At 61.4% G+C, this 22,664-nt stretch carries 21 protein-coding genes; 11 read left to right on the top strand and 10 right to left on the bottom strand.

The annotated features are described in order from the left end of the window. Positions 1–4 precede the first annotated feature (4 nt). Entirely contained in the window at positions 5–661 is a 657-nt protein-coding gene (gene msrQ, locus GA0061105_RS29940; RefSeq protein ID WP_092754855.1) for a protein-methionine-sulfoxide reductase heme-binding subunit MsrQ, read from the bottom strand. Beyond that, the gene (gene msrP / locus GA0061105_RS29935) at positions 661–1,608 is read right to left on the bottom strand and encodes a protein-methionine-sulfoxide reductase catalytic subunit MsrP (protein ID WP_092754852.1); all 948 of its coding nucleotides are present in this window, start codon (positions 1,606–1,608) and stop codon (positions 661–663) included. The genes msrQ and msrP overlap by 1 nt, the downstream gene beginning before the upstream one ends. Before the next feature lie 335 nt (positions 1,609–1,943). On the opposite strand from msrP, the gene ilvD reads away from it, so the two are divergent. Then, positions 1,944–3,782, top strand: coding sequence for a dihydroxy-acid dehydratase (gene ilvD / locus GA0061105_RS29930; protein ID WP_092754849.1), 1,839 nt, complete (start codon positions 1,944–1,946; stop codon positions 3,780–3,782). Between the two features lie 59 nt (positions 3,783–3,841). Here ilvD and GA0061105_RS29925 read toward each other — a convergent pair whose 3' ends face one another. Next, the gene (locus tag GA0061105_RS29925; protein ID WP_092754846.1) at positions 3,842–4,195 is read right to left on the bottom strand and encodes a lysozyme inhibitor LprI family protein; all 354 of its coding nucleotides are present in this window, start codon (positions 4,193–4,195) and stop codon (positions 3,842–3,844) included. Between the two features lie 23 nt (positions 4,196–4,218). Next, positions 4,219–4,599, bottom strand: coding sequence for a YkvA family protein (locus GA0061105_RS29920; protein WP_092754843.1), 381 nt, complete (start codon positions 4,597–4,599; stop codon positions 4,219–4,221). Between the two features lie 247 nt (positions 4,600–4,846). Here GA0061105_RS29920 and GA0061105_RS29915 point away from each other — a divergent pair, with 247 nt between their 5' ends. Continuing rightward, complete coding sequence (locus GA0061105_RS29915; protein ID WP_092754840.1) at positions 4,847–6,250, top strand: DegQ family serine endoprotease; 1,404 nt, start codon at positions 4,847–4,849, stop codon at positions 6,248–6,250. Beyond that, the gene (locus GA0061105_RS29910) at positions 6,247–7,563 is read left to right on the top strand and encodes a replication-associated recombination protein A (RefSeq protein ID WP_092754837.1); all 1,317 of its coding nucleotides are present in this window, start codon (positions 6,247–6,249) and stop codon (positions 7,561–7,563) included. The genes GA0061105_RS29915 and GA0061105_RS29910 overlap by 4 nt, the downstream gene beginning before the upstream one ends. Positions 7,564–7,576: 13 nt before the next feature. On the opposite strand, the gene GA0061105_RS29905 is transcribed toward GA0061105_RS29910, so the two are convergent. Then, complete coding sequence (locus tag GA0061105_RS29905) at positions 7,577–7,888, bottom strand: DUF1883 domain-containing protein (RefSeq protein ID WP_064692646.1); 312 nt, start codon at positions 7,886–7,888, stop codon at positions 7,577–7,579. 134 nt (positions 7,889–8,022) lie between these two features. Here GA0061105_RS29905 and GA0061105_RS29900 point away from each other — a divergent pair, with 134 nt between their 5' ends. Beyond that, positions 8,023–9,018, top strand: coding sequence for an alpha/beta fold hydrolase (locus GA0061105_RS29900; RefSeq protein WP_208601715.1), 996 nt, complete (start codon positions 8,023–8,025; stop codon positions 9,016–9,018). Between the two features lie 42 nt (positions 9,019–9,060). On the opposite strand, the gene GA0061105_RS29895 is transcribed toward GA0061105_RS29900, so the two are convergent. Both GA0061105_RS29895 and GA0061105_RS29890 read right to left on the bottom strand, forming a co-directional pair. Next, positions 9,061–10,065, bottom strand: a complete 1,005-nt coding sequence (locus GA0061105_RS29895) for a ketopantoate reductase family protein (RefSeq protein ID WP_092754834.1) — start codon at positions 10,063–10,065, stop codon at positions 9,061–9,063. Positions 10,066–10,225: 160 nt separating this feature from the next. After that, positions 10,226–11,077, bottom strand: coding sequence for an SDR family NAD(P)-dependent oxidoreductase (locus GA0061105_RS29890; protein ID WP_064692707.1), 852 nt, complete (start codon positions 11,075–11,077; stop codon positions 10,226–10,228). Positions 11,078–11,191: 114 nt separating this feature from the next. Here GA0061105_RS29890 and GA0061105_RS29885 point away from each other — a divergent pair, with 114 nt between their 5' ends. Then, positions 11,192–12,079 carry a LysR family transcriptional regulator gene (locus tag GA0061105_RS29885; protein ID WP_092754831.1) on the top strand — a complete coding sequence of 296 codons (888 nt, stop codon included), beginning with the start codon at positions 11,192–11,194 and terminating at the stop codon, positions 12,077–12,079. A 12-nt stretch (positions 12,080–12,091) separates the two neighbouring features. On the opposite strand, the gene GA0061105_RS29880 is transcribed toward GA0061105_RS29885, so the two are convergent. Continuing rightward, positions 12,092–12,655, bottom strand: a complete 564-nt coding sequence (locus GA0061105_RS29880; protein WP_092754828.1) for a nucleoside 2-deoxyribosyltransferase — start codon at positions 12,653–12,655, stop codon at positions 12,092–12,094. Between the two features lie 353 nt (positions 12,656–13,008). On the opposite strand from GA0061105_RS29880, the gene GA0061105_RS29875 reads away from it, so the two are divergent. Further along, positions 13,009–13,983, top strand: coding sequence for an alpha/beta hydrolase (locus GA0061105_RS29875; RefSeq protein WP_208601714.1), 975 nt, complete (start codon positions 13,009–13,011; stop codon positions 13,981–13,983). Positions 13,984–14,004: 21 nt separating this feature from the next. Here GA0061105_RS29875 and GA0061105_RS29870 read toward each other — a convergent pair whose 3' ends face one another. Beyond that, positions 14,005–14,628 carry a carboxymuconolactone decarboxylase family protein gene (locus GA0061105_RS29870; protein ID WP_092754822.1) on the bottom strand — a complete coding sequence of 208 codons (624 nt, stop codon included), beginning with the start codon at positions 14,626–14,628 and terminating at the stop codon, positions 14,005–14,007. A gap of 63 nt (positions 14,629–14,691) precedes the next feature. Continuing rightward, positions 14,692–16,224: a sensor histidine kinase gene (locus tag GA0061105_RS29865; RefSeq protein ID WP_092754819.1), complete on the bottom strand. Its 1,533-nt coding sequence runs from the start codon at positions 16,222–16,224 to the stop codon at positions 14,692–14,694. Positions 16,225–16,729: 505 nt separating this feature from the next. Here GA0061105_RS29865 and GA0061105_RS29860 point away from each other — a divergent pair. The 5 genes from GA0061105_RS29860 to GA0061105_RS29840 all read left to right on the top strand — a co-directional run. After that, positions 16,730–17,803 carry a LacI family DNA-binding transcriptional regulator gene (locus GA0061105_RS29860; RefSeq protein WP_092754816.1) on the top strand — a complete coding sequence of 358 codons (1,074 nt, stop codon included), beginning with the start codon at positions 16,730–16,732 and terminating at the stop codon, positions 17,801–17,803. A 5-nt stretch (positions 17,804–17,808) separates the two neighbouring features. Beyond that, positions 17,809–19,422 (top strand): acyl CoA:acetate/3-ketoacid CoA transferase, encoded by a 1,614-nt coding sequence (locus tag GA0061105_RS29855; protein WP_208601716.1) that lies wholly within the window; start codon positions 17,809–17,811, stop codon positions 19,420–19,422. Next, on the top strand, positions 19,415–20,194 hold the full coding sequence (locus GA0061105_RS29850; protein WP_092754810.1) for an enoyl-CoA hydratase/isomerase family protein: 780 nt from the start codon (positions 19,415–19,417) through the stop codon (positions 20,192–20,194). Before GA0061105_RS29855 ends, GA0061105_RS29850 begins: the two co-directional genes overlap by 8 nt. Continuing rightward, the gene (locus tag GA0061105_RS29845) at positions 20,194–21,714 is read left to right on the top strand and encodes an aldehyde dehydrogenase family protein (protein WP_064692656.1); all 1,521 of its coding nucleotides are present in this window, start codon (positions 20,194–20,196) and stop codon (positions 21,712–21,714) included. Before GA0061105_RS29850 ends, GA0061105_RS29845 begins: the two co-directional genes overlap by 1 nt. Before the next feature lie 85 nt (positions 21,715–21,799). Then, positions 21,800–22,664 (top strand): ABC transporter substrate-binding protein (locus GA0061105_RS29840; RefSeq protein ID WP_092754807.1); only part of this gene is annotated, 865 nt, incomplete at its 3' end.

The following is a 22,664-nucleotide window of genomic DNA, read 5'->3' as shown; positions in this document are numbered from 1 at the left end:
AGCCTCAGGAAGCCGAAGCCATCGCCCGATCGCGCGTGCGCCCCGGGCCTTTCTTCCGGCTGCGCCCAATCGGCCGCCACGAGCGGTAGAGGATGAGCGCGATGATCAGCCCGACATAGATATATTGCTCGAGGTCGAGGATCTTGGTCGAGAGCGCGAAATGCAGCGACCCGCAGGCGGCGATAAGGTAGACGAGCCTGTGCAGCCGGATCCAGTTCTTGCCGAGGCGGCGGATCGAGAAATTATTGGATGTCATGGCCAGGGGAATAAGCATCGCAAGGGCTGCCATGCCGAACATGATGAACGGGCGCTTCAGCACGTCGTTGACGACGGCCTGGATATCCATCGCCTGGTCGAGCACCATGTAGACGGTGAAATGCATCAGCGCGTAGTAGAAGGTCAACAGGCCGAGCGCTCGGCGATAGCGCAGATAGTTCCAGCCGAGAAGCTCGCGGGCAGGGGAGACGGCCAGCGTTAGAATCAAAAAGCGGATCGTCCAGATGCCGAGGAAGAGCTCGAAGGTCTTGACCGGATCGGCGCCGAGCTGATCGGTCGCGCCGAGATAGAAGGTCCAGGCAGCCGGCACGAGCCCCACGGCATAAAGCAGCCAGACGGAGGCGGGCTGCCAGCGCTTCGGGAGGGCGAGCGACAGTTCCGCCATCAGAAATTCGCCTTCAGGTCCATGCCGGCATAGAGGCTCGCCACCTCGTCGGCATAGCCGTTGAAGGGCAGGGTGGGCTGGCGGCTTGCGCCGAAGAAGCCGCTTTCGCCGATGCGCCTCTCGGTGGCCTGGCTCCAGCGCGGATGGTCGACGGCCGGGTTGACGTTGGCATAGAAGCCGTATTCCTGCGGATTGGTCACCTGCCAGGTGTTCTTCGGCTGCTTGTCGGTGAACGTGATCCTGACAATCGACTTGATGCCCTTGAAGCCATATTTCCATGGTACGACGAGCCGGATCGGCGCACCGTTCTGATTCGGCAGCGTTTCGCCATAGAGCCCGACGGCAAGCAGTGTCAGCGGATGGCGCGCCTCGTCGAGGCGCAGTCCCTCGACATAGGGCCAGTCGAGCGACTGGAAGAACCCCTTCTGCCCGGGCATTTCCTCCGGCCGCACGACGGTTTCGAAGGCGACATATTTGGCGCTGCCGAGCGGCTCCACCTTGTCGAGCAGCGATGCCAGCGGAAAGCCGTCCCAGGGGATGACCATCGACCAGGCCTCGACACAGCGCATCCGGTAGGTGCGCTCCTCGATGGGGAATTCCTTCATCAGGGCTTCGATGTCGAAGGTGCCGGGTTTGTTGACCATGCCGTCGACCTTGACCGTCCAGGGCAGAGGCTTGAAATCACCGGAAAGAGCGGCGGGATCGCCTTTGTCGAGGCCGAACTCATAGAAGTTGTTGTAGGTCGTGACGTCCTTGATCGGCGTGGTCTTCTCATCGAGCTTGTACTTGCTCTCGACGGCGGAAAGCGCGGCGGCACTGGCTTTGCCGGCGCCATAGAGCGCCATGGCGCCAAGCGCCGCAGCACCCAGGAATTCACGGCGGCGCACATAGATCTGGCGCGGCGTGATTTCCGATGAAGCGATTTTTGGTGGGCGGTAGGTCGGCATGTCAAAACCTCCTGGGCGGCTATCCGACTATAGTCCTTAAACGAGCAGCCCGCATGTTCGGATCACTCTCTATGCCTGGAATATCATCGACGGGAAGCCAATTTTTTGTGTTCGTCTGTGATGGAATATGGCTGTAACAAAAGGACTCGTCGAACCGTATATGATCGATGCGCGTCCATCGCTTCGCCTGGCGGCGTACCGGATTTGGCCTTCCCGGTAGTGACAGCCCCCGTCGATTGGATTAGGACAATTCCAAACAGCAGCGATCGCCTGGCCCGCAAGCTCCACAGCCGCCCGCTTCGCCTGATATTTCCGATATGTCGAGGAAGACACCGATGCCAGCTTACCGTTCCAGAACCACGACCCACGGCCGCAACATGGCGGGCGCGCGCGGCCTTTGGCGCGCCACGGGCATGAAGGATTCGGATTTCGGCAAGCCGATCATCGCGGTGGTGAATTCCTTCACCCAGTTCGTGCCGGGTCACGTGCACCTGAAGGACCTCGGCCAGCTCGTCGCCCGCGAAATCGAGGCGGCCGGCGGCGTCGCCAAGGAATTCAACACCATCGCCGTCGACGACGGCATCGCCATGGGCCATGACGGCATGCTCTATTCGCTGCCCTCGCGCGAGCTCATCGCCGACAGTGTCGAATACATGGTCAATGCCCATTGCGCCGACGCCATGGTCTGCATTTCCAACTGCGACAAGATTACCCCCGGCATGCTGATGGCGTCGCTGCGCCTCAATATTCCCACAGTCTTCGTCTCGGGCGGCCCGATGGAAGCCGGCAAGGTCGTGCTGCACGGCAAGACACATGCGCTCGATCTCGTCGACGCCATGGTTGCGGCTGCCGATGACAAGATTTCCGATGAAGACGTCAAGGTCATCGAGCGTTCAGCCTGTCCGACCTGCGGTTCGTGCTCCGGCATGTTCACCGCAAACTCCATGAACTGCCTGACGGAGGCGCTCGGCCTGTCGCTGCCCGGCAACGGCTCGACGCTCGCAACCCATGCCGACCGCAAGCGCCTGTTTGTCGAGGCGGGTCACCTGATCGTCGATCTTGCCCGCCGTTATTACGAGCAGGACGACGTCAAGGCGCTGCCGCGCACCATCGCCTCCAAGCAGGCCTTCGAGAATGCCATGGCCCTCGACATCGCGATGGGCGGTTCGACCAATACCGTCCTGCATATCCTCGCCGCCGCCCATGAAGGCGAGGTTGATTTCACCATGTCCGATATCGATGCGCTGTCGCGCCGCGTGCCGTGCCTGTCGAAGGTCGCTCCGGCGAAGAGCGACGTGCATATGGAAGATGTCCACCGCGCCGGCGGCATCATGTCGATCCTTGGCGAACTCGACAAGGGCGGTCTGCTGAACCGCGATTGCCCGACCGTGCACGCCGAGACACTCGGCGAAGCGATCGATCGCTGGGACATTACCCGCACCAACAGCGACACCGTCCGCAACTTCTATCGAGCGGCCCCCGGTGGCATCCCCACCCAGGTCGCCTTCAGCCAAGACGCCCGCTGGGACGATCTCGACACGGATCGTCAGAACGGTGTCATCCGTTCGGTCGAGCATCCCTTCTCTAAGGATGGCGGCCTTGCTGTGCTGAAGGGTAATCTCGCGATCGACGGCTGCATCGTCAAGACGGCCGGCGTCGATGAATCGATCCTCAAATTCTCCGGTCCGGCCCGCGTCTTCGAAAGCCAGGACGCATCCGTCAAGGCGATCCTCGCCAACGAGGTGAAAGCCGGCGACGTCGTCGTCATCCGCTACGAAGGCCCGAAGGGCGGTCCCGGCATGCAGGAAATGCTCTATCCGACGAGCTATCTGAAGTCGAAGGGCCTCGGCAAGGCCTGCGCGCTGATCACCGACGGCCGCTTTTCCGGCGGCACCTCCGGCCTCTCGATCGGCCATGTCTCGCCGGAAGCGGCGAATGGGGGCACGATCGGCCTGGTGCGCGAAGGCGACATGATCGATATCGACATCCCGAACCGCACGATCAGCCTGCGCGTCAGCGAAACCGAGCTCGCCGCACGCCGCGCCGAGCAGGACGGCAAGGGCTGGCAGCCCACGGAAGTCCGCAAGCGCAACGTGACGACCGCGCTGAAGGCGTATGCGGCCTTCGCAACGAGCGCCGACCGCGGCGCCGTGCGTGATCTGAACGCGCGATAAGCGTTTTCGAACCTACGACCGGCTGATTGAGAGTCAGTTGTTTTGCCGACCGGTCGCTTTCAAAGCGGCCGGTTGATGTTTTTGTAGGATTCGCCGAGCTGTTTCATCCGTTCGTCATAGGCGGCCTTAAGGCAGGCGGCATCCGCCCCGCATTCCTGCCGCTTCTTCAACCAGGCCGTCTGCTCGTCCTGCAATGTTCCGCGCGAGCCCATGGCCAGCAGGCCGGAGAGCAGCTCGAAGGTGGTCGCCATCCTGACGTCGGCATCGTTGAGCGCGCGATTGTCGCAGATTGCCTTTTCGTCCGGCCTCAATTCCTGCGCATCGCAATCGAAACTGGCCGCCGCGGCCATATCAGATGCGGAAATCAGGATCGCCAAACCAAAGGCCGCCGTCATCGCTCTTGTCGTCATTATTCAGATGTCCCTGTTGCCGTCGTTCAGGCCAGCTTGCGCAATGCCAGAGCCAGGAAGATGATGCAGGTGAGCCAGACGGCAAGGATAAAGATCAGTCCGCCGCGGCCGGAGGGACGCTCGATGCGCCTTGCGGCTTCCGCGCGGAGTTCGCGCATGACCTCGGCCGGAACGAGCCGCGTTGCCAGCAGGATGCCGAGCGGCACGATGACGAGATCGTCGAGATAGCCGAGCACGGGAATGAAATCCGGGATCAGATCGATCGGCGAAAGCGCATAGGCAGCAACGGCGCCGGCCACAGCCTTTGCATACCAGGGTACGCGGGCATCACGCGCGGCCAACCACAGCGCGACGATGTCACGCTTCAGTGACTTCGCCCAGGTTTTGGCTTGTGATATCAGCTGCATGGCCAATCTTCCTGAATCAAACTCGCAGCGACTTTAAGACATTCCCTTGCCTTATTCTTCCATGCTTCCGCCCTCTTTTCTTTCTAGCGTCGGGCCGCAGAACAGGATGATGTCAGGCCGGTTCGGGCTAAAGTCTGAATCCTGTTCGCAATTGAATAGTTAGAGCATGATGTCGTCCGAAAACCGCTCACACTTTTCGGCATCATGCTCTAAAAACGTTGCTCACGAGGATTCAAAAGGGATACCCATGCCAGGCCTGTTCAAGCGCGTCTCCGTGTCGCTTTTCGCCGTCATGCTCGTTCTGCCGGCTGCCGCTCACGCACAAACGGCAAAGAGCGTGCCCGAGAGCCAGATGCAGATGCAGCTCTCTTTCGCGCCGCTCGTCAAACAGGCGTCGGGCGCTGTCGTCAACGTCTATGCGGAAAAAATCATCCAGCGCCGGTCGCCCTTTGCCGGAGATCCCTTCTTCGAGCAATTTTTCGGCCAGCAGATGCCGAACCGCTCAGAAAAGCAGTCCTCACTTGGTTCCGGCGTCATCGTCGAGGCGAATGGCACGATCGTGACCAACAACCACGTCGTCGAAGGCGCCGACGACATCAAGGTGGCGCTGTCGGATGGCCGCGAATTCCCCTGCAAGGTGGTGCTGCGCGATGACCGTCTCGACCTCGCTGTACTGAAAATCGATACCAAGGAGAGCTTCCCGACGCTGCCGATCGGCAATTCCGATACGGTAGAAGTCGGCGACCTCGTGTTGGCGATCGGCAATCCCTTCGGCGTCGGCCAGACTGTGACGAGCGGTATCGTTTCGGCGCTTGCCCGCAACCAGGTGGTCAAGAACGAGTTCGGTTTCTTTATCCAGACCGACGCGTCGATCAATCCCGGCAATTCCGGCGGCGCGCTGATGAATATGAAGGGCGAACTGATCGGCATCAACACCGCGATCTTTTCGCGCGGCGGCGGCTCGAACGGCATCGGCTTTGCCATCCCGGCCAATCTGGTCAAGGTCTTCCTCGCTTCCGCCGATGCCGGCGTCAAATCTTTCGAGCGGCCCTATGTCGGCGCGAGCTTCGATGCGGTGACGTCGGAAGTCGCCGAAGCACTTGGGCTCAACAAGGTTCTCGGCGCGCTGGTCGTCAAGGTTTCTGAAGGCGGGCCGGCGGCAAAGGCTGGGCTCAAAGCCGGCCAGATTGTCACTGCCGTCAACGGCATCTCGGTCGAGCATCCCGACGCGCTGCTCTATCGCCTGACGACGGCCGGCCTTGGCAAATCGGTCAATCTTACCGTCATCGACAACGGCCACGAGGAGCAGCTGTCGCTGGCGCTAGCGCGCGCGCCGGAGACCTCGCCGCGCGATCAGCGCATCATCGGCGGGCGCACACCCTTTACCGGCGTTGTCGTCGAGAACCTTTCGCCGCGCGTCGCCGACGAGCTGCGCATGCCGCCTGAATCTGCCGGCGTCGTCGTTTCTGATGTCAAGGAAGATTCGCCGGCTGCCCGTCTCGGTTTCGAGCCCAAGGATATCATTGTCTCGATCAATGGCACGGAAGTGAAGTCGACCAGCGAACTTGTCGAGATCGCCGATAGCGACCCCGGTCTCTGGCGGGTGGAAATCGAGCGCGACGGCCAGAGGATCAGGCAGTTCTTCCGATGAGCAATGATCTCTTCGCGCCGCGTGTTCCGGAGGAGGTTGCCGCCAGGCGGCCGCTTGCCGACCGGCTGCGGCCGAAGACGCTCGCCGATGTCACCGGTCAGGAACATCTGACCGGTGAGGACGGCGTGCTGAAACGCATGATCGAAAGCGGTTCGCTCGGCTCGATGATCTTCTGGGGGCCGCCCGGCACCGGCAAGACGACGGTGGCGCGGCTGCTTTCCGGCGAGGCGGGGCTGGCCTTCGAGCAGATATCGGCGATCTTTTCCGGCGTCGCCGACCTAAAGAAGGTGTTCGAGGCGGCTCGCATGCGGCGCATGGATGGCCGTCAGACGCTGCTGTTCGTCGACGAGATCCATCGCTTCAACCGTGCCCAGCAGGACAGTTTCCTGCCTGTAATGGAGGACGGCACCGTCATCCTGGTCGGCGCCACTACCGAAAATCCGTCCTTCGAGCTCAACGCCGCTCTGTTGTCGCGCGCCCGCGTCCTGACCTTCAAATCGCATGACGAGGAGAGTCTCGAGGAACTGCTGACGCGCGCCGAGGCGATCGAGCAAAAGCCGTTGCCGCTGACCGACGAGGCGCGCGCCAGCCTGATCCGCATGGCGGATGGCGACGGCCGCGCCGTGCTGACGCTTGCCGAAGAGGTGTGGCGTGCCGCGCGCGAGGGCGAGAGCTTCGACACCGAAGGCCTGACGCGTATCGTCCAGCGCCGCGCCCCGGTCTATGACAAGGCTCAGGACGGCCATTACAATCTGATTTCGGCGCTGCATAAATCCGTGCGCGGTTCAGACCCCGATGCTGCGCTCTATTATCTCGCCCGCATGTTCGATGCCGGCGAAGATCCACTCTATCTCGGCCGGCGTCTGGTGCGCATGGCGGTGGAGGATATCGGGCTTGCCGATCCGCAGGCGCTGGTAATCTGCAACGCCGCCAAGGATGCCTATGATTATCTCGGTTCGCCTGAAGGCGAACTGGCGCTCGCTCAAGCTTGCGTCTATCTCGCCACCGCGCCGAAATCGAATGCCGTCTATACCGCCTTCAAGGCCGCAAGCCAGGCTGCGAAGCAGAACGGTTCGCTGCTGCCGCCCAAGCATATCCTCAATGCGCCGACCAAGCTGATGAAGGGCGAGGGCTACGGCGAAGGTTATCGCTATGACCATGACGAACCGGACGCCTTTTCCGGCCAGGATTATTTCCCGGAAAAAATGGGCCGCCAGACCTTCTACGATCCACCCGAACGCGGTTTTGAACGCGATATTCGGAAGCGGCTGGAATGGTGGGCGAAGCTTCGCAAGGAGCGCAATCCGCGCTGACCTCGCCTGAATGTTAGGAGGAACGCGGTGTCTTCTGATTGGCTGGCGCGGCGATCACCTTGACGGTGGATTCGGCAAGGCCGTGGTGGCCTTCCATATCGACGACGACATGCCAGTGGCCGCTTTCAGGAACGGCAAGCTTGACGGGCGACTTGCGCGCCACTCCGCCGATATACTTGAAATCGAGAACCTCGGTGAAGCGCTGGAAATTCGGCGCCGTCATCAGACGAACATTGTTCACCGCATTCAACGACACCTCGACGATCGCTCCGGCTCGCTGTTCCTTGAGATCGTAATGGGTGAAGCGGAAATTCGGTTTCGGCATTGGTCTCGCAGCGTCTGAAATCGTGGCGACGAGATTTTACCAGCACGCGGGTTAATGAAAAGTTGGAAATCGGCCCTCCAGCCCATGCCGCCTGCTTGGGTCGGCAGAAATTTCGGGGGCGGTGTCGGAAAGGGATGATCGCCGCCGTCCTTGCGGTATCGATGCAAACTTGGAGCAAGGACATGTCGAAGATGACGCTGATTTCGATGATTGCAACGGCTGCCGCACTCCTGGCGGCGCCGGATATATCAGTTGCTGGCGGCGCTACGCCTGTTGTCGAGGATCACAAGATCATCGCGCCGATCGTCAGGAAGGGAAGGGTGCCGGTCAACGGCATCGATTATTATTACGAGATCCGCGGCGAGGGCGAACCGCTGCTTCTGCTTCACGGCGGACTTGGGCAGATCGAGATGTTTACGCCCGTAATGCCTGTCTTCACGGACCACCGGCAGGTGATCGCCGTCGATCTGCAGGGCCATGGCCGCACGCCCCTCGGTGACCGGCCGATCGAGCTTCCGGCAATAGGCGCCGATCTCGCGGTCCTGGTGAAGCAGCTCGGTTACGAGAAGCTCGATGTCCTCGGTTATTCTTTCGGTGGCGGCGTGGCCCTCCACATGGCGGCGAACGCGCCGGACCAGGTGCGCCGCCTGGTGATTCTCTCGGCTCCCTATGCCCAGAATGGCTTCTTTCCGGAGATGCTGCCGCAGCAGGCGGCCGTCGGCGCCGGCATGGCAGAGATGATGAAGGACACGCCGATGTTCCTCTCCTACAAGGCGGTGGCGCCTGATGTGTCCGAATTTCCGAAACTGCTTGACGCCATGGGCGCGCTGATGCGCGAGCCCAATGATTATGGCGATGCCGTCGCGAAGCTCACCATGCCGGTTATGCTGATGTACGGCGATGCCGACATGATCCGGCCCGAGCACATCGTCGACTTCTATCAGAAGCTTGGCGGCGGGCTGCGTGATGCCGGCTGGATGCGGGAAAACATGTCGACAAACCGGCTGGCGATCCTGCCCGATCTCACCCATTACGAGACTTTCGCCTCACCCCTCATGGCGAATATGGCGATGACCTTCCTCGACGGCGGCGGCAAGGCGCCGTCCTGGGCCGAGAAGCTCGGAAAATAAACGATGCGGCCGGGATTTTCCCGGCCGCCTTTCTCCTCGCGGTCAGTTGCCGCGCCGGTTTTCCCGATCCAGCTGCGTCACCAGCGCCAGGATCGTCTCCGATACCGGAGTCGAAACGGCAGTCAGGCGTCCGAGCGCCACCAGCATACCCACAAGCGGCGCAATTTCCAGCGCCTTGCCGCCGAGCAAATCCTGCAGCATCGAGGTTCGAACGCCGCCGATGTGGCGCGATTGCTCCAGCCGCTGCTCGACCGACATGGCGAAATCCACGCCGATCGACTCGCCGACAGCGAGCACTTCCTTCATAACCCTGCTGACCATGTCCATGAGCGCCGGGTCTGCCAGGATATCTGTCATCAGCGCCCGTGTCAGAGCGCTGATCGGGTTGAAGGCGGCGTTGCCCATCAACTTGCTCCAGATTTCACTGCGGATGTCCGGCGTGGTCGAGATACTGAGATCGGCGCCGGTCAGCAGCGCCGATATCGCTGCGAGGTCGGCAGACATTTCGCCGGAGGGCTCGCCAAGCACGAAGCGGCCTTTGTGGGAAAGCCGGATCTCACCCGGGCTGACCACTTCCGCGCCTTGATAGGCGACGCATCCGATCACGCGTTCCGGTCCGATCAGCCGCCAGAGCCTGCCGCCGGGATCGAGCTCGTCGAATTGCAGCTCCGCATGTCTGCTCCTTGTATCACGATGGAAATACCACCACGGAATGCCGTTCAGGATCATGACGACGCGGGTGCCCTGCTTGAGCAGGGCTGCGATCCCCTCGGCGGCAGGCGGTAACTGATGCCCCTTGAGGCCAGTGATGACGAGGTCCTGCGCCGGCAATGTTTTCGGATCTTCGGTTGCGATCACGCGCACCGTGAGTGGGGTTTCCGCATCGGCCTCCTGCAGGCTGAGGCCATCGCGGCGAATCGCATCGAGATGCGCCCCGCGTGCGACGACGGAGACCTCGATGTCGCTATCTTTACTGTTTACGAGCTTGGCGGCGATGGCGCCGCCGAGGGCTCCGGCACCGTAAATACAGATGGTTTTGATGGACATGCGTTGCCTCTTCACGGGTCACGGTCTGACTTACATCTAGGCCATCCCCGGCGAGAGGCGAATGCCAATTTGCCGCAATGCGTTCTTTCCACCATCTCGATGGTGCTGCCGCCGCATGCGGAAATCCGGATGCGGCGGCATTGGCATCGGTCTTGGCTGCTCAGGCCCCAGCCGTTGCGTCCCTGCTAAAATCCGTGGAGACGGCAAGCTCGCGCCAGACGGACAGCTCCTTTTCGACACTCGCGTGCTGCGCCTCGATCATGGCGACCGTGTCGCTGCCGAACGGCATGCGCAGCGGCGGGTTGACCGAGTTGACCATCGTCATGATGCCGGCAGCGAGCTTGGCTGGGTTGCCGGGCTGGGCGTGATTGGCGTCGGCGGCGAAACTGCGCATGTCTCCGGCCGGCGTGCCTTCATAATCGGCGATGGAGGCAGGACTTATCGCCAGCGAGGTATCGGCGAGGAAGTCCGTGCGGAAGAAGCCGGGCTCGACGATCGTCACCTTGATGCCGAAAGGTTCGAGTTCGGCGGCCATGGATTCCGACAGCCCCTCGACGGCGAACTTGGTCGAGCCGTAGACGCCCCAGCCGGGATAGCCGAAATAGCCGCCGATCGAGGAGAAGTTCAGGACGTGGCCGGAACGCTGGCGGCGCATATAGGGCAGCACGGCGCGTGTCACCTTCAGGAGGCCGAAAACATTGGTGGCATAGATCTTTTCGATCTCTTCGGCTGTGGCTTCCTCGACGGCGCCGAGCAGGCCATATCCGGCATTATTGACAAGAACATCGATACGGCTGAAGCGGGCGATACCGGCGGCCGCAGCCTCTTTCGCCTGCGCCTCGTTGGCGACATCGAGGGCGAAGGCCAGCAGATTCGGATGGTCCCCGAACTGGTCGGTGATGGTCCTGGGGTTGCGGGCGGTGGCGATGACGGCGTCGCCCGCTGCGAGTGCTTCCTTCGTCATCAGCGCGCCGAAACCGCGGGATGCACCAGTGATGAACCAGACTTTCATGACGAATTCCTTCTGTTGACGTCGCATCTCTGTGCTGACCAAGCGAATTTGACCGAAATCCCGGTGATGTATAAGATTCGTTATTGATGAGACTATGATGAGCAATATTCAGCAATGCGTGCAACCGAACTTTCCGAATTAGCGGCCTTCGCGGCCGTAGCGCGACACAAGAGCTTCCGCAAAGCAGGAGAGGAACGGGGCGTAACAGCCTCTGCCATCAGCCATGCCGTGCTCAATCTGGAAGACCGAATTGCTATCCGCCTGCTCAATCGTACGACACGCAGCGTTTCGCTGACCGAAGCCGGAGAACTCCTATTCTCACATATCGCTCCGGCTTTCGGGGAGATGACAGCCGCGCTCGATGCGCTGAACCGCTACCGCGACACGCCGTTCGGCAGGGTAAGGATCAACGTGCCGAATTCGATCGGTCCCTTCGTCATCGGCCGCGTCATCGCCCCGTTGCTTCAACGCAATCCCAATTTGCAGCTGGAAATCAACGCGACGGACAGGCTGGTCGACATCGTCGAGGAAGGTTTTGATGCCGGCATCCGTTTCGGCGAGCGCCTCACTGAAGGTATGATCGCGTTACGCATCAAGCCGCGCATCCGCCTGGTCGTCGTCGGTTCACCCGCCTATTTCGAGAGGCGCCCGAAGCCGCAAACGCCTTACGAGCTCAAGCGCCACCTCTGCATCCAGAACATGTTTCCCTCCGGTGCACGTTATGCCTGGGAATTCGAGAAGGATGGTCGGACGGTGAGTTTCCAGCCGACCGGAGCGCTTTCGCTCGATGATCACGAGCTGATGATGCAGGCAGCGCTTGGCGGCGTCGGCCTTGCCTATATCTGGGAGCCTCGCGTCGAAAGGGCGGTTGCCGACGGCAAACTCATCCAGGTCCTCGATGACTGGTGTCAGCCGGAGGAACCGCTCTATCTCTATTATCCGAGCCGCCGCCACATGTCTGCGGGCTTCAGGGCGGTGATCGATGCGATCAGGGCGGAGTGAAAGAGCCTAATCCTACCCGCGCCTGCCAACGATCGTCTGAAGCGCCTCGACATAAGTCGCCAGGTCACGTGCAGGATCCGCCGGCAGGGCGGCTGCGCGGAATACCTTGCCTCCCGCCGCCTCGACGCCTCCGTCGATCATCAGATTGTCGGCCATGCCGTGATTTTCGATGGCGATGCCATCAGGCCCGCGTGGCCGCCCGCTCGTCTCATCAGTCTCCCTTCCCTCATACCAGATCGAGCGAACGCGCAGCCCGTAGTCGTCGGGGTGATTGGTATAGGCGAATACCGATTTTCCGAGAGCAATCATGAAGCCGATTTCGTAGACCGTGCCCGGATCGGCGCTGACGCCCCGAAAAGGAGTGATGTTGGCGAGGCAGATTTCGGCCCGGCGCATGGCGATGTCGTTGCGGGCGTAGATCTCCGCAGCCGTCCGCTTTATCGGCGTCTGGTTTTCGTCGCTGCCGGGACCGGTCGGTTCGAAGCCGAACTGGCGCGCCAACCGGCGTTTTTCCGCCATGATGGGCATTGCATCGGGAAGAAAGACTTCCGGGCCGGCAAGGTAAATGGTGATCATCGGTATCTTTCATTCCTACGCGAGGAGAAGCACGGGCGTTGAGGGCAGGGCGAGAGCCCATTTCCGATGGAAGCCCGACAGATGGCAAGCCGCGCTGACAGCGATTGTCGATTTTTTCCAATGATAGCCCGATCAGCCTGCAGCAGGTGGGCAGCTGCCGCGCGCCGGCCTCAGGCTGCTCGTCGGTGACGTGAAAAGCGGAAGTTTGCGTTTGTCACCCTTTTGACTCCTGCGGGCGAAGCGGCCAAAGATGCGGCCATCGGCAGCATCTTCGGGAGAGATTGATGAAGGGGCGGATTTTGTCAAATGCAGGTCGAAGAGCGCGGAAGCGGCGCGGATATCTGTTTCCCGTCTTGGCCGCCCTGATGCTTTCGGCGCCGATGGCGCTGGGCGGAGACATTGCGCCGCAAAGCCAGGCCTCGCGCGCTCAGGTCGAAAAACTGCTCGGCCTCTGGAAGCAGCACTTTGCCGACGCCGACAGCTTGCAAGAGCGAAGGGCGGCTTTCGCCAGGCTTATGGACACCATGCCGGGGCCGACGCGTATCCAGGTCCGGCAGGTCGATGCGGACGGTGTGGATGGCGAGCTGATGTGGCCCGCCCGGCTTCACCACCCGATCGGCAAAAGGGTGGTTCTCTACATTCATGGCGGCGGCTTTTCAGGCGGTTCCATCCGCACCCACAGCCTGTTCGCCGGTTCGCTCGCCAAGGCGGCATCGAGCGATGTGCTTCTGATCAATTATCGGCTGATGCCGGAATATACCTATCCCGCCCAGATCAACGACGCGCTGACCGCCTATCGCTGGCTTCTCGATAATGGCTATCGCAATGAGAATGTCGTCGTGGCAGGAGACGGTGCCGGCGGCAATATCGCGCTCGAGACGGTGCTGCGGCAGAAGCAGGCGGCAAAACCGATGCCGGCCGCGGTAATTGCGCTGAGCCCGATCACTGATCTTGCCGCGACGGGCGGATCGATGACGTCGAATGCCGGCAGCGATCAGCTGGTCGACAAGGCGTGGGTCGAGACTTTGCGCAAGGCCTATCTCGGCAGCCGGTCTGCGACCGATCCTCAGGCATCACCGCTTTATGCCGACATGACTGGCTTTCCGCCGCTGTTGCTGCAGGTCGGCTCCGGTGAAGCCCTGCTTGACGACACGCTGCGCCTGGCCGACAAAGCGCGCCGGGAGGGAGTGGATGTCACCACCGAGGTCTGGCCGGGCATGCCGCATCAGTGGCAGTTGTTTCCCGCGATGCTCGACGATGCCGATCGCTCGAGCCAGAATATTGCCGAATTTGCGATCCGGCATTTCGCCGATAAGCCGGAAGAGTAGCAGGCGCCACCCGTCATCGCATCATTGCGATGCGCCGCCGGCCGGTGAGGGCGCCAAAGGCCGCTCGACCTCCCGGCCGACGCTGAGCGCCTTTCGCACATTTGGCTCCAGCCGTTCGATATAGGCGTGGTCGGGGGCAGCACCGAGCGCATCCAGCATTTTCGAGAAGAAACACCGCGCCGCTGCGGCGGCCGTGACGTCGAAAATCTCGGCATCGCTCAGCCCGTGTTTCTTCAGCCCGTCTATATCCTGCTGCGTGACCGACGTCGCATCGCGCGCCACTTTGGCCGCAAAGGCCATGATCGCGCGCTCGCCGGCATCGATCGGCGCCTTTTCCGTCTCGTTGACAACCGCCGTCAGTCCGTCGCTGGTAAACCCTTCGCGCAGCAGCACCGAGCCGTGCGCCAGCATGCAATAGGAGGATTTGAGCTCCTTGGCCGCCGCCAGCGTCACCAGTTCGTAGCGCCGGAGGCTCATATGGCCGCGAATACTCGAAAGCAGCCCCGCCCAGCTCTCCATCACCTCCGGCCGGTGGCCGAAGGCACGGTACATGTTCGGCAGGTAACCATAATTCGCCTCGGCCGACGCATACATCGATGTCGTCTTTTCGCTGGCGGATGCATCGGGGGTGTGAATGAAAGCCATGGCATGGTCCTCCTCTATTGCGAGAAGGATAGGGTAGATATGCCGGACAGCAATCCTGAAACATCAGGCTGCGTCATTGCTTTCAAAAGCGTTGTCGTTTCTCCTGATGGGAAGGGTTACGATGAATGTCGATCCGCATCCTCTTGCACTTCGAACCTCTATCGAGCCGTGGTGCAGTTCGACGATCTGCTTCACCAGGTTGAGGCCAATACCCGTTCCGGCAATGCCGCTCGAAGTCCGGGCACGAAAGTAGCGCTGGAACAGCCGCGGCACGTCCTCGGCATCGATCCCCACCCCGTCATCGCTAATCGAAACTTTGACGTTTTCCGCCTCGACCCACGCCGCTACACGAATTTCAGAGGTTCCAGGGGCGTACTTGACTGCGTTTGAAAGCAGATTGGTAAAAACCTGCGACAAACTGCGGGGATCGGCATCGATGAACTCCGGCAGCCCGTCGATATCCAATACGAAGCTGTGGGTCTTTGCGATCGTCGATTGCCGGTCGCAACAGGTTTTTATCATCGATCTGAGCGCGCAAGCATCGTAACTGATATCGGTCTTGCCGGTATCCAGGCGTCCGGCCGATAGGATGCTCTCCATGAGATCGACGATCCGGTTCACCGATGCGCGGATCTGATCGACCTTCTCGTTGAGGAATTCGGGCTCGATGGTTCCCATTTTGCGCAGCAGCCGCTGGGCGGCGGCATCGATGATGGCAAGCGGCGTCCTGAATTCATGGGATGCCATCGCCACGAACTGGCGTTGCAATTCGTTGATACTGCGCTCCTGCGCGAGCATTCGCTCGAGTTCCCTGGCCTGACGCTCCACCTCCGCCGTGCGGCTTTGCACCGTCGCTTCGAGCTGATCGCGGTGCTGGCGCAGCTCTTCGGCTAGTTGGACGGTCGCGGTGACGTCCTCGTGGGTGGCGACGTATCCGCCGTTTTGCATCGGATTATGAGTGATTTTGATAACGCGCCCATCGGTGAGGACGATGTTCTGGCTGGCCGGTGCACCGCGCGCCGTCGCTTCGAAGACCACGTCGAAATAAGTCGCGGTGTCGGCTGGGCCATTTCCCTGCCGGCTGCGATAGGCCAGAATGTCCACCAGCGGCGTTCCTGGCTGCGTCAGCAGCTCCGGCAAAGCGTACATCCGCGCGTAAGATGCGTTGCACAGGATCAGCTTCTTCGTCGAATCGAACATGCACAGCCCATGCGGCATGTTGCTGAGGGCTTCGTCGAACCGGTGATGTTGTTCTGTGAGGTTGTCTTCCACACGTATGAGGGTCGAGATGTCTTCATAGCTCAGGATCCAGCTTCCCTCTCTCGAGGAAGCGCAGGTCAACGAGACCATCCGTCCGTCGGCAAGGGCAAGCTGCGATGTGTGGGGCCTGGCCATCGCCGGCTGCCGGCTTGCCGCTACACGGCAGTCTGCGGCGCCGGGCAATCCATCAATAGTCATTCCCTTGTGGATCGCGCCGTTCGGAGGGCCGAGAATATCGAGTGCGCGCGAATTGAATGCCGTCACCGTGTCGGCTGAATCGAGGAGAACAATGCCCTGCGGCAGGTTCTCCAGAATGGATTCGTACGAGTGTGGCATCTCCGACCCCGCTTCAGATCTGGCACGTCGCCTATCAGCAGCATTGGCCACAAACGATAAAGTTTCGCTAATGTCTGAGCCGGAGTTCCGCGATGGAAACTCAGCCGAGTTTGTCATGGCGCCGCCTATCTCCCGGTGAACTGGCCAGGCGAGGTACAGGCTACCGTCGTAAGCGCATTCCAGTAGTCTTCGCTGGGCTTTCGGTGCGCAATGTCGTCTCTCGGGGATCTCCTGCGCTGATCGCCGCCACATGATTGGCTCGACAGCAAAGGGACGAGCACCGAATCTTCCGTGACTTTGCCGGCCGAAGGATGTCCAGGGGCGCCCTCTCAATGGCGTCTCAAATTTAGATCGTTCCAATTTTTATGTTAAAATGTTCGCGGTGAACAGAACTGAATTAACATCGGAAATGAATAAATATAAAGAGGATCTTCAAATTTCTCTTGACAGAATTGGAACGTTCCAAATATCTGTTCATCAGTCGACGCCATCGTTGGAGCGGGAAATGACAAAGGCGCGGGTAACCGTCATTGACATCGCAAAGGCGGCCGGCGTCTCCAAGTCGACGGTTTCGCTGGTGCTTCAGGGTTCCTCACTGGTCAATGAGGGAACGCGCTCCAAGGTCAATGCCGTGATGCGCGAGCTCGGCTACGTTTATAATCGCGGCGCAGCCAATCTTCGGCAGGCCAGTGCCAAGTCGAGGATCGTCGGGGTTGTCGTTAATGATCTGACGAACGGTTTCTTTGCGGAGCTGGCGGTCGGCGTCGATATGGTCGTCCAGTCTGCCGGCTTCGTGCAGTTCCTGTCGAACACCGGCGAGAGCATCGACCGACAGCGGGAGGTTGTCGCGTCGATGCGTGAGCACGGCATTTCCGGTCTTATCGTCTCGCCGGCTCGCGCTACCGACGCTGCAGACTTCAAGCCTCTCGTCGCGGCAGGCATTCCGGTGGTCGTTGTCGTTCGAAGCCTGCCCGGCGCCAAAGTCTCGTCCATCGTTTCGGATAACCGGGCTGGCATGATGTCGGCGGTCAAGCATTTGGCGGGGCTTGGCCATAAGCGCATCGCTTTCCTCGGCGGCTTTCCTGACACCGCCGTCTTCGACGACAGGCTTGCCGGCTACCGAAGCGGCGTGGAGGCAGCCGGGCTCGATTACCATGAGGAACTCGTCATCTCTTCGGCGCCATCGCGAGCCGGGGGGGTAGAGGCGATCGGGAAAGCGATCGCTCTTGGACGTCGGCCGACCGCAGCCGTCTGCTTCAACGACGCCGTGGCGTTCGGCGTCTGCGACGGCCTGCGTGCGCGCCGTCTGGAGCCCGGCGCCGACTTCGCCGTCGTGGGTTTCGACGATGTCATCGAGGCGCAGACAGCGGTTCCCGCGCTGACGACGGTCTCGGTCGACCCGCAAGGTATCGGGCGGCGCGGCGCACAGATGCTCCTCAAGCAGATCAATGCCGGAAAGGCCGAGGCGGAGACGGTGACGACAGCCGTTCGGCTAGTCGTTCGCGAAAGCTGCGGCGCCGGCAAGACCGCGCCGGCAAGGGCCGGCAAGAGCGCAAAATCGAAACAGGACGCTGAGTAATGCACATGCAGAAGCATCTCACCCCAACTGAGGCGGCCGCCCTGATTCCCGATGGCGCTGTCGTTACAGTATCGTCTTCGAGCGGTCTCGGTTGTCCGGACCTCATGCTGAAGGCGATCGGCGAGCGTTTCGATGCGACCGGCCACCCCAGGGATCTCACCACCCTGCATCCGATTGCTGCGGGTGACATGAGCGGCATCAAGGGTGTCGACTACCTCGCCAGGAAGGGCCTGCTCAAGCGCATCATCGGCGGCTCTTATCCGTCAGGACCGTCATCGTCCGAGCCGCCGCTGATCTGGCAGATGATCACCAACAACGAGATTCCGGCCTATAACATTCCCTCAGGCATTCTGTTCGATATCCATCGCGAAGCCGCGGCAAAGCGCCCGGGTGTCCTGACCAAGGTCGGGATCGACACCTTCGTCGATCCCGAGCGGCAGGGCTGCGCGATGAATGCTCTGGCTTTGGACGTTCCAGTGGTAAAACGCGTGAGCTTCGAGGGCGACGACTGGCTGTTCTTCCCCTCGATCGTCCCGCAGGTCGCCATCATCCGCGCCACCACCGCCGACGAGCGCGGCAATCTCACCTATGAACATGAAGGCGCCTATCTCGGCGGCCTCGACCAAGCGCTTGCCGCACGCAACAATGGCGGCATCGTCATCGCGCAGGTTAAGCGGATCACCAAGGAAGGCTCGCTGAGCCCGCATGACGTCCGCGTGCCGGGAATGCTGGTCGACTATGTGATCGTCGATCCGGATCAGAAGCAGACCACCCAGACGAGCTATGATCCTGCGATCTCCGGAGAGATCTTCCGGCCGCTCGATAGCTTCAGTGTTCCGGAGTTCAACGTCCAGAAGGTCATTGCGCGCCGGGTTGCGCAGGAATTGGAGTCCGGAAGCTGCGTCAATCTGGGTTTCGGAATATCGGCCAACGTGCCCCGGATTCTGCTGGAGGAGGGGCTTCACGGCGCCGTCACCTGGGTTATCGAGCAGGGTGCGGTCGGCGGCGTGCCGCTGCTCGACTTCGCCTTCGGCTGCGCCTCCAACGCCGACGCCTATATGCCGTCGCCTTACCAGTTTACCTATTTCCAGGGCGCCGGTTTTGATGCCTCGCTTCTGTCCTTCCTTGAAATCGGCAAGGACGGCTCGGTCAATGTGTCGAAGCTGTCGTTCCGGCCGCATGTCACGGCCGGTGCCGGCGGCTTCGTCGACATCACGGCGCGGGCGAAGAAGATCGTCTTTTCCGGCATGTTCAACGCCGGCGCGAAGCTTTCGATCGCCGACGGGACACTTCTCATCGAAAGGGAAGGCAAGCTGAAGAAGCTTGTGAGCGATGTCGAACACGTCACCTTCAGCGGCGGGCGCGCGATCGAGCAGGGGCAGGACATCACCTATGTCACCGAGCGGTGCGTGATGAAGCTGACGGCCGACGGCATCGTGCTGACCGAGATCGCGCCCGGCGTCGATCTTCACACTCATATCCTCGACCAGTCCGAATTCCGGCTGATCGTCGCGCCCGACCTGAAGGTGATGGACGCGGCACTCTTCCGGGAGCCAAGCATTGGCCTATCACTTCCGACAAAGAGGGCACGGGCGCTGGAGGGCACTTTCAATGGCTAGCGGAACGGTCAGGGTCGACATCGAAGGACATGTCGCGATGCTGACGATCTCCCGTCCGGAGAAGCTGAACGCGCTCGATCTCGATATGCTGAAAGCCTTGGCCGACGCGGCTGACGCGGTCGAGGCGAACCCGAATGTTCGCGCAGCCGTCCTCACCGGTGAGGGAAGGGGCTTTTCCGCCGGAGGCGATATCAAGGCCTGGGGCGGAATGTTGCCGCAGGAATTCGGTCATGCCTGGGTGCGGCACGGCCATCGCATCTTCGAAAGACTGGCCACTCTCAGGGTGCCGCTGGTTGCGGCGCTAAACGGCCACGCTCTTGGAGGTGGCCTTGAGCTCGCGGGCGTTGCCGACATCCGGTTTGCGGAGCAGCAGATCAAGATCGGTCTGCCGGAGACCGGCCTCGGGATGGTTCCGGGCTGGTCGGGCACTCAGCGCCTCGTGCGCCGGTTTGGTGCACAGGTCGTCCGGCGCATGGCGCTCGGTGGTGAGATATTCACCGCCGAGGAGGCGCGCCTGCTCGGCATCGTCGACGCGGTGGTCCCGGCGGGAAATTCGCTCGCTGCCGCCAGGGAATATGCCGAGCGGATTGCCGCGCGGGGACCGGCTGCCGTCGAGATCGTCAAGCTGATGATCGCATCGGCGAGTGGCGAGGACAATGGAACCGCGGTCGAAGCCCTGGGCTCGATCCTCGCCGCCAAGACCGGCGATCTGAAAGAGGGCGTCGCGTCGTTCAGCGAGAAGCGCCCGGCAACATTCAAGGGAGAATGGTAATGACGGTCATCGTCAACCCTACGGCGCTGAGCGACCATAGAGCGCGCGATTTCAGGATGCTTATCGACGGACGATGGGAGGTCGGTGCCTCCGATCCGATCGAACGTGTCGCGCCAAGCCACGGTGTCGTGGTCAGCCGTTTCCCGACCGGCAGCAGAACGGACGCCGAGCGCGCCATCTCCGCCGCACGCAAGGCCTTCGATCTTGGACCGTGGCCGCGAATGACCGCCTCCGAACGCTCCGCTATCCTGCTAAAGGCGGCCGATCTGATCGCGGCGCGTGCGGAAGAACTCGCATTTCTTGACGCTATCGAGGCAGGAAAGCCGATCACGCAGGTGCGCGGAGAGATCGCAGGTTCCGTCGATATATGGCGTTATGCGGCGGCTCTTGCTCGCGACCTCCATGGGGAAAGCTACAACACGCTCGGGGACGGCACGCTCGGCGTCGTGCTGCGTGAAGCGATCGGCGTGGTGTCGATCATAACGCCTTGGAATTTTCCGTTCCTGATCGTTGGCCAGAAACTGCCCTTCGCCCTGGCTGCAGGCTGCACGACCGTCGTCAAGCCGTCGGAGCTGACATCGGGATCGACGCTTGTGCTCGGCGAAATTCTCCAAGAGGCAGGCGTGCCGGACGGTGTCGTCAACATTGTCACCGGTACGGGACCTGAGGTCGGCGCGGTCATGACATCTCATCCCGACGTCGACATGGTCTCCTTCACCGGCTCGACCGGCGTCGGCAAACTGACGATGTCGAATGCTGCGCAGACACTGAAGAAGGTCTCGCTGGAACTGGGCGGCAAGAACCCGCAAATCGTATTTCCGGATGCCGATCTCGATGCCTTCATCGACGCCGCGGTTTTCGGCGCCTATTTCAATGCCGGCGAGTGCTGCAATGCCGGCTCGCGGCTGATCCTTCACAAATCAATCGCTGCCGATGTCGTGACGCGGGTTGCCGAGCTGGCGAAGGGCGTGAAGGTCGGTGATCCCCTTGATCCCCAGACGCAGGTCGGAGCTATCATCACGCCGCAGCATCTGGAGAAGATATCGGGGTATGTCGCCGGCGCCAGGAGCAGCGGCGCCCGGATCGCGCATGGCGGCGAAGCGCTCGACCTCGGCATGGGGCAGTTCATGTCGCCGACAATCCTCGAAGAAGTCACGCCTGATATGGCGGTCGCGCGCGAGGAGGTCTTCGGTCCTGTCCTGTCGGTGCTGACGTTCGAGACGACTGCTGAAGCCATCGGGATCGCCAATTCCATCGACTACGGCCTGTCGGCCGGTGTCTGGAGCCGCGATTTCGACACCTGCCTGACGATCGGCCGGTCGGTGCGGGCGGGAACGGTCTGGATGAACACATTCATGGACGGCGCCTCGGAGCTGCCCTTCGGCGGTTACAAACAGAGCGGCCTCGGCCGCGAGCTCGGCCGCCATGCGGTAGAGGATTACACCGAGACCAAGACGCTGAACATGCATATCGGCAAGCGCACCAACTGGTGGATGCCGCAGACTGAAAACCGGCCTTAGCCGGTCACGAAACTGCGCCTGAGGAGGGCGGGTGATCGGTGCGGGAATAGGTCCCGCATCTGCAATAGAACTGGGAGGTTCTTCGATGAATAGGTTTCTGACCACGACTGCCGTGATCGCGTTGGCTCTGGCCGGCGCCGGCGTGTCCGCCCGCGCCGCCGACGTAAAAGAAGTTCAGATGCTGCACTGGTGGACATCAGGCGGCGAGGCAGCTGCTTTGAACGTTCTGAAGGAGGATCTTTCGAAGGAAGGATTTGCCTGGAAGGACGTACCAGTTGCCGGCGGCGGCGGTGATGCGGCGATGACGGCGCTGAAGGCGATGGTGGCGGCGGGTACCTATCCGACGGCCTCGCAGATGCTCGGTTATACCGTGCTCGATTATGCCCAGGCCGGCGTCATGGGTGATCTCACCGAGACGGCGAAGAAGGAAGGCTGGGACAAGTCGGTGCCGGCCGCACTGCAGAAGTTCTCGGTCTATGACGGCAAGTGGGTTGCCGCCCCGGTCAACGTCCATTCGGTCAACTGGCTATGGATCAACAAGGCGGTGATGGACAAGATCGGCGGCAGCCAGCCGAAGACTTTCGACGACCTGCTCGCGCTGCTTGACAAGGCAAAAGCCGCAGGCGTTATCCCCTTGGCGCTCGGCGGCCAGAACTGGCAGGAAGCGACGATGTTCGATTCCATCGTGCTGTCGACCGGCGGACCGGAGTTCTACAAGAAGGCGATGAACGACCTCGACGAGGAGTCGCTGAAGTCGGACACGATGAAGAAGTCCTTCGACAATCTGGCCAAGATCATCCAGTACGTCGATCCGAACTTCTCCGGCCGCGACTGGAACCTGGCGACCGCCATGGTCATCAAGGGTGACGCGCTGGTGCAGGTGATGGGCGACTGGGCCAAGGGCGAATTCGTCGCCGCCAAGAAGACGCCGGATACCGACTTCCTCTGCT

It is taken from the genome of Rhizobium aethiopicum (assembly GCF_900094625.1).
Taxonomy (GTDB): domain Bacteria; phylum Pseudomonadota; class Alphaproteobacteria; order Rhizobiales; family Rhizobiaceae; genus Rhizobium; species Rhizobium aethiopicum.
Note: the sequence above shows the minus strand (reverse complement) of the source record. Positions and strands in the feature narration are given on the sequence as shown.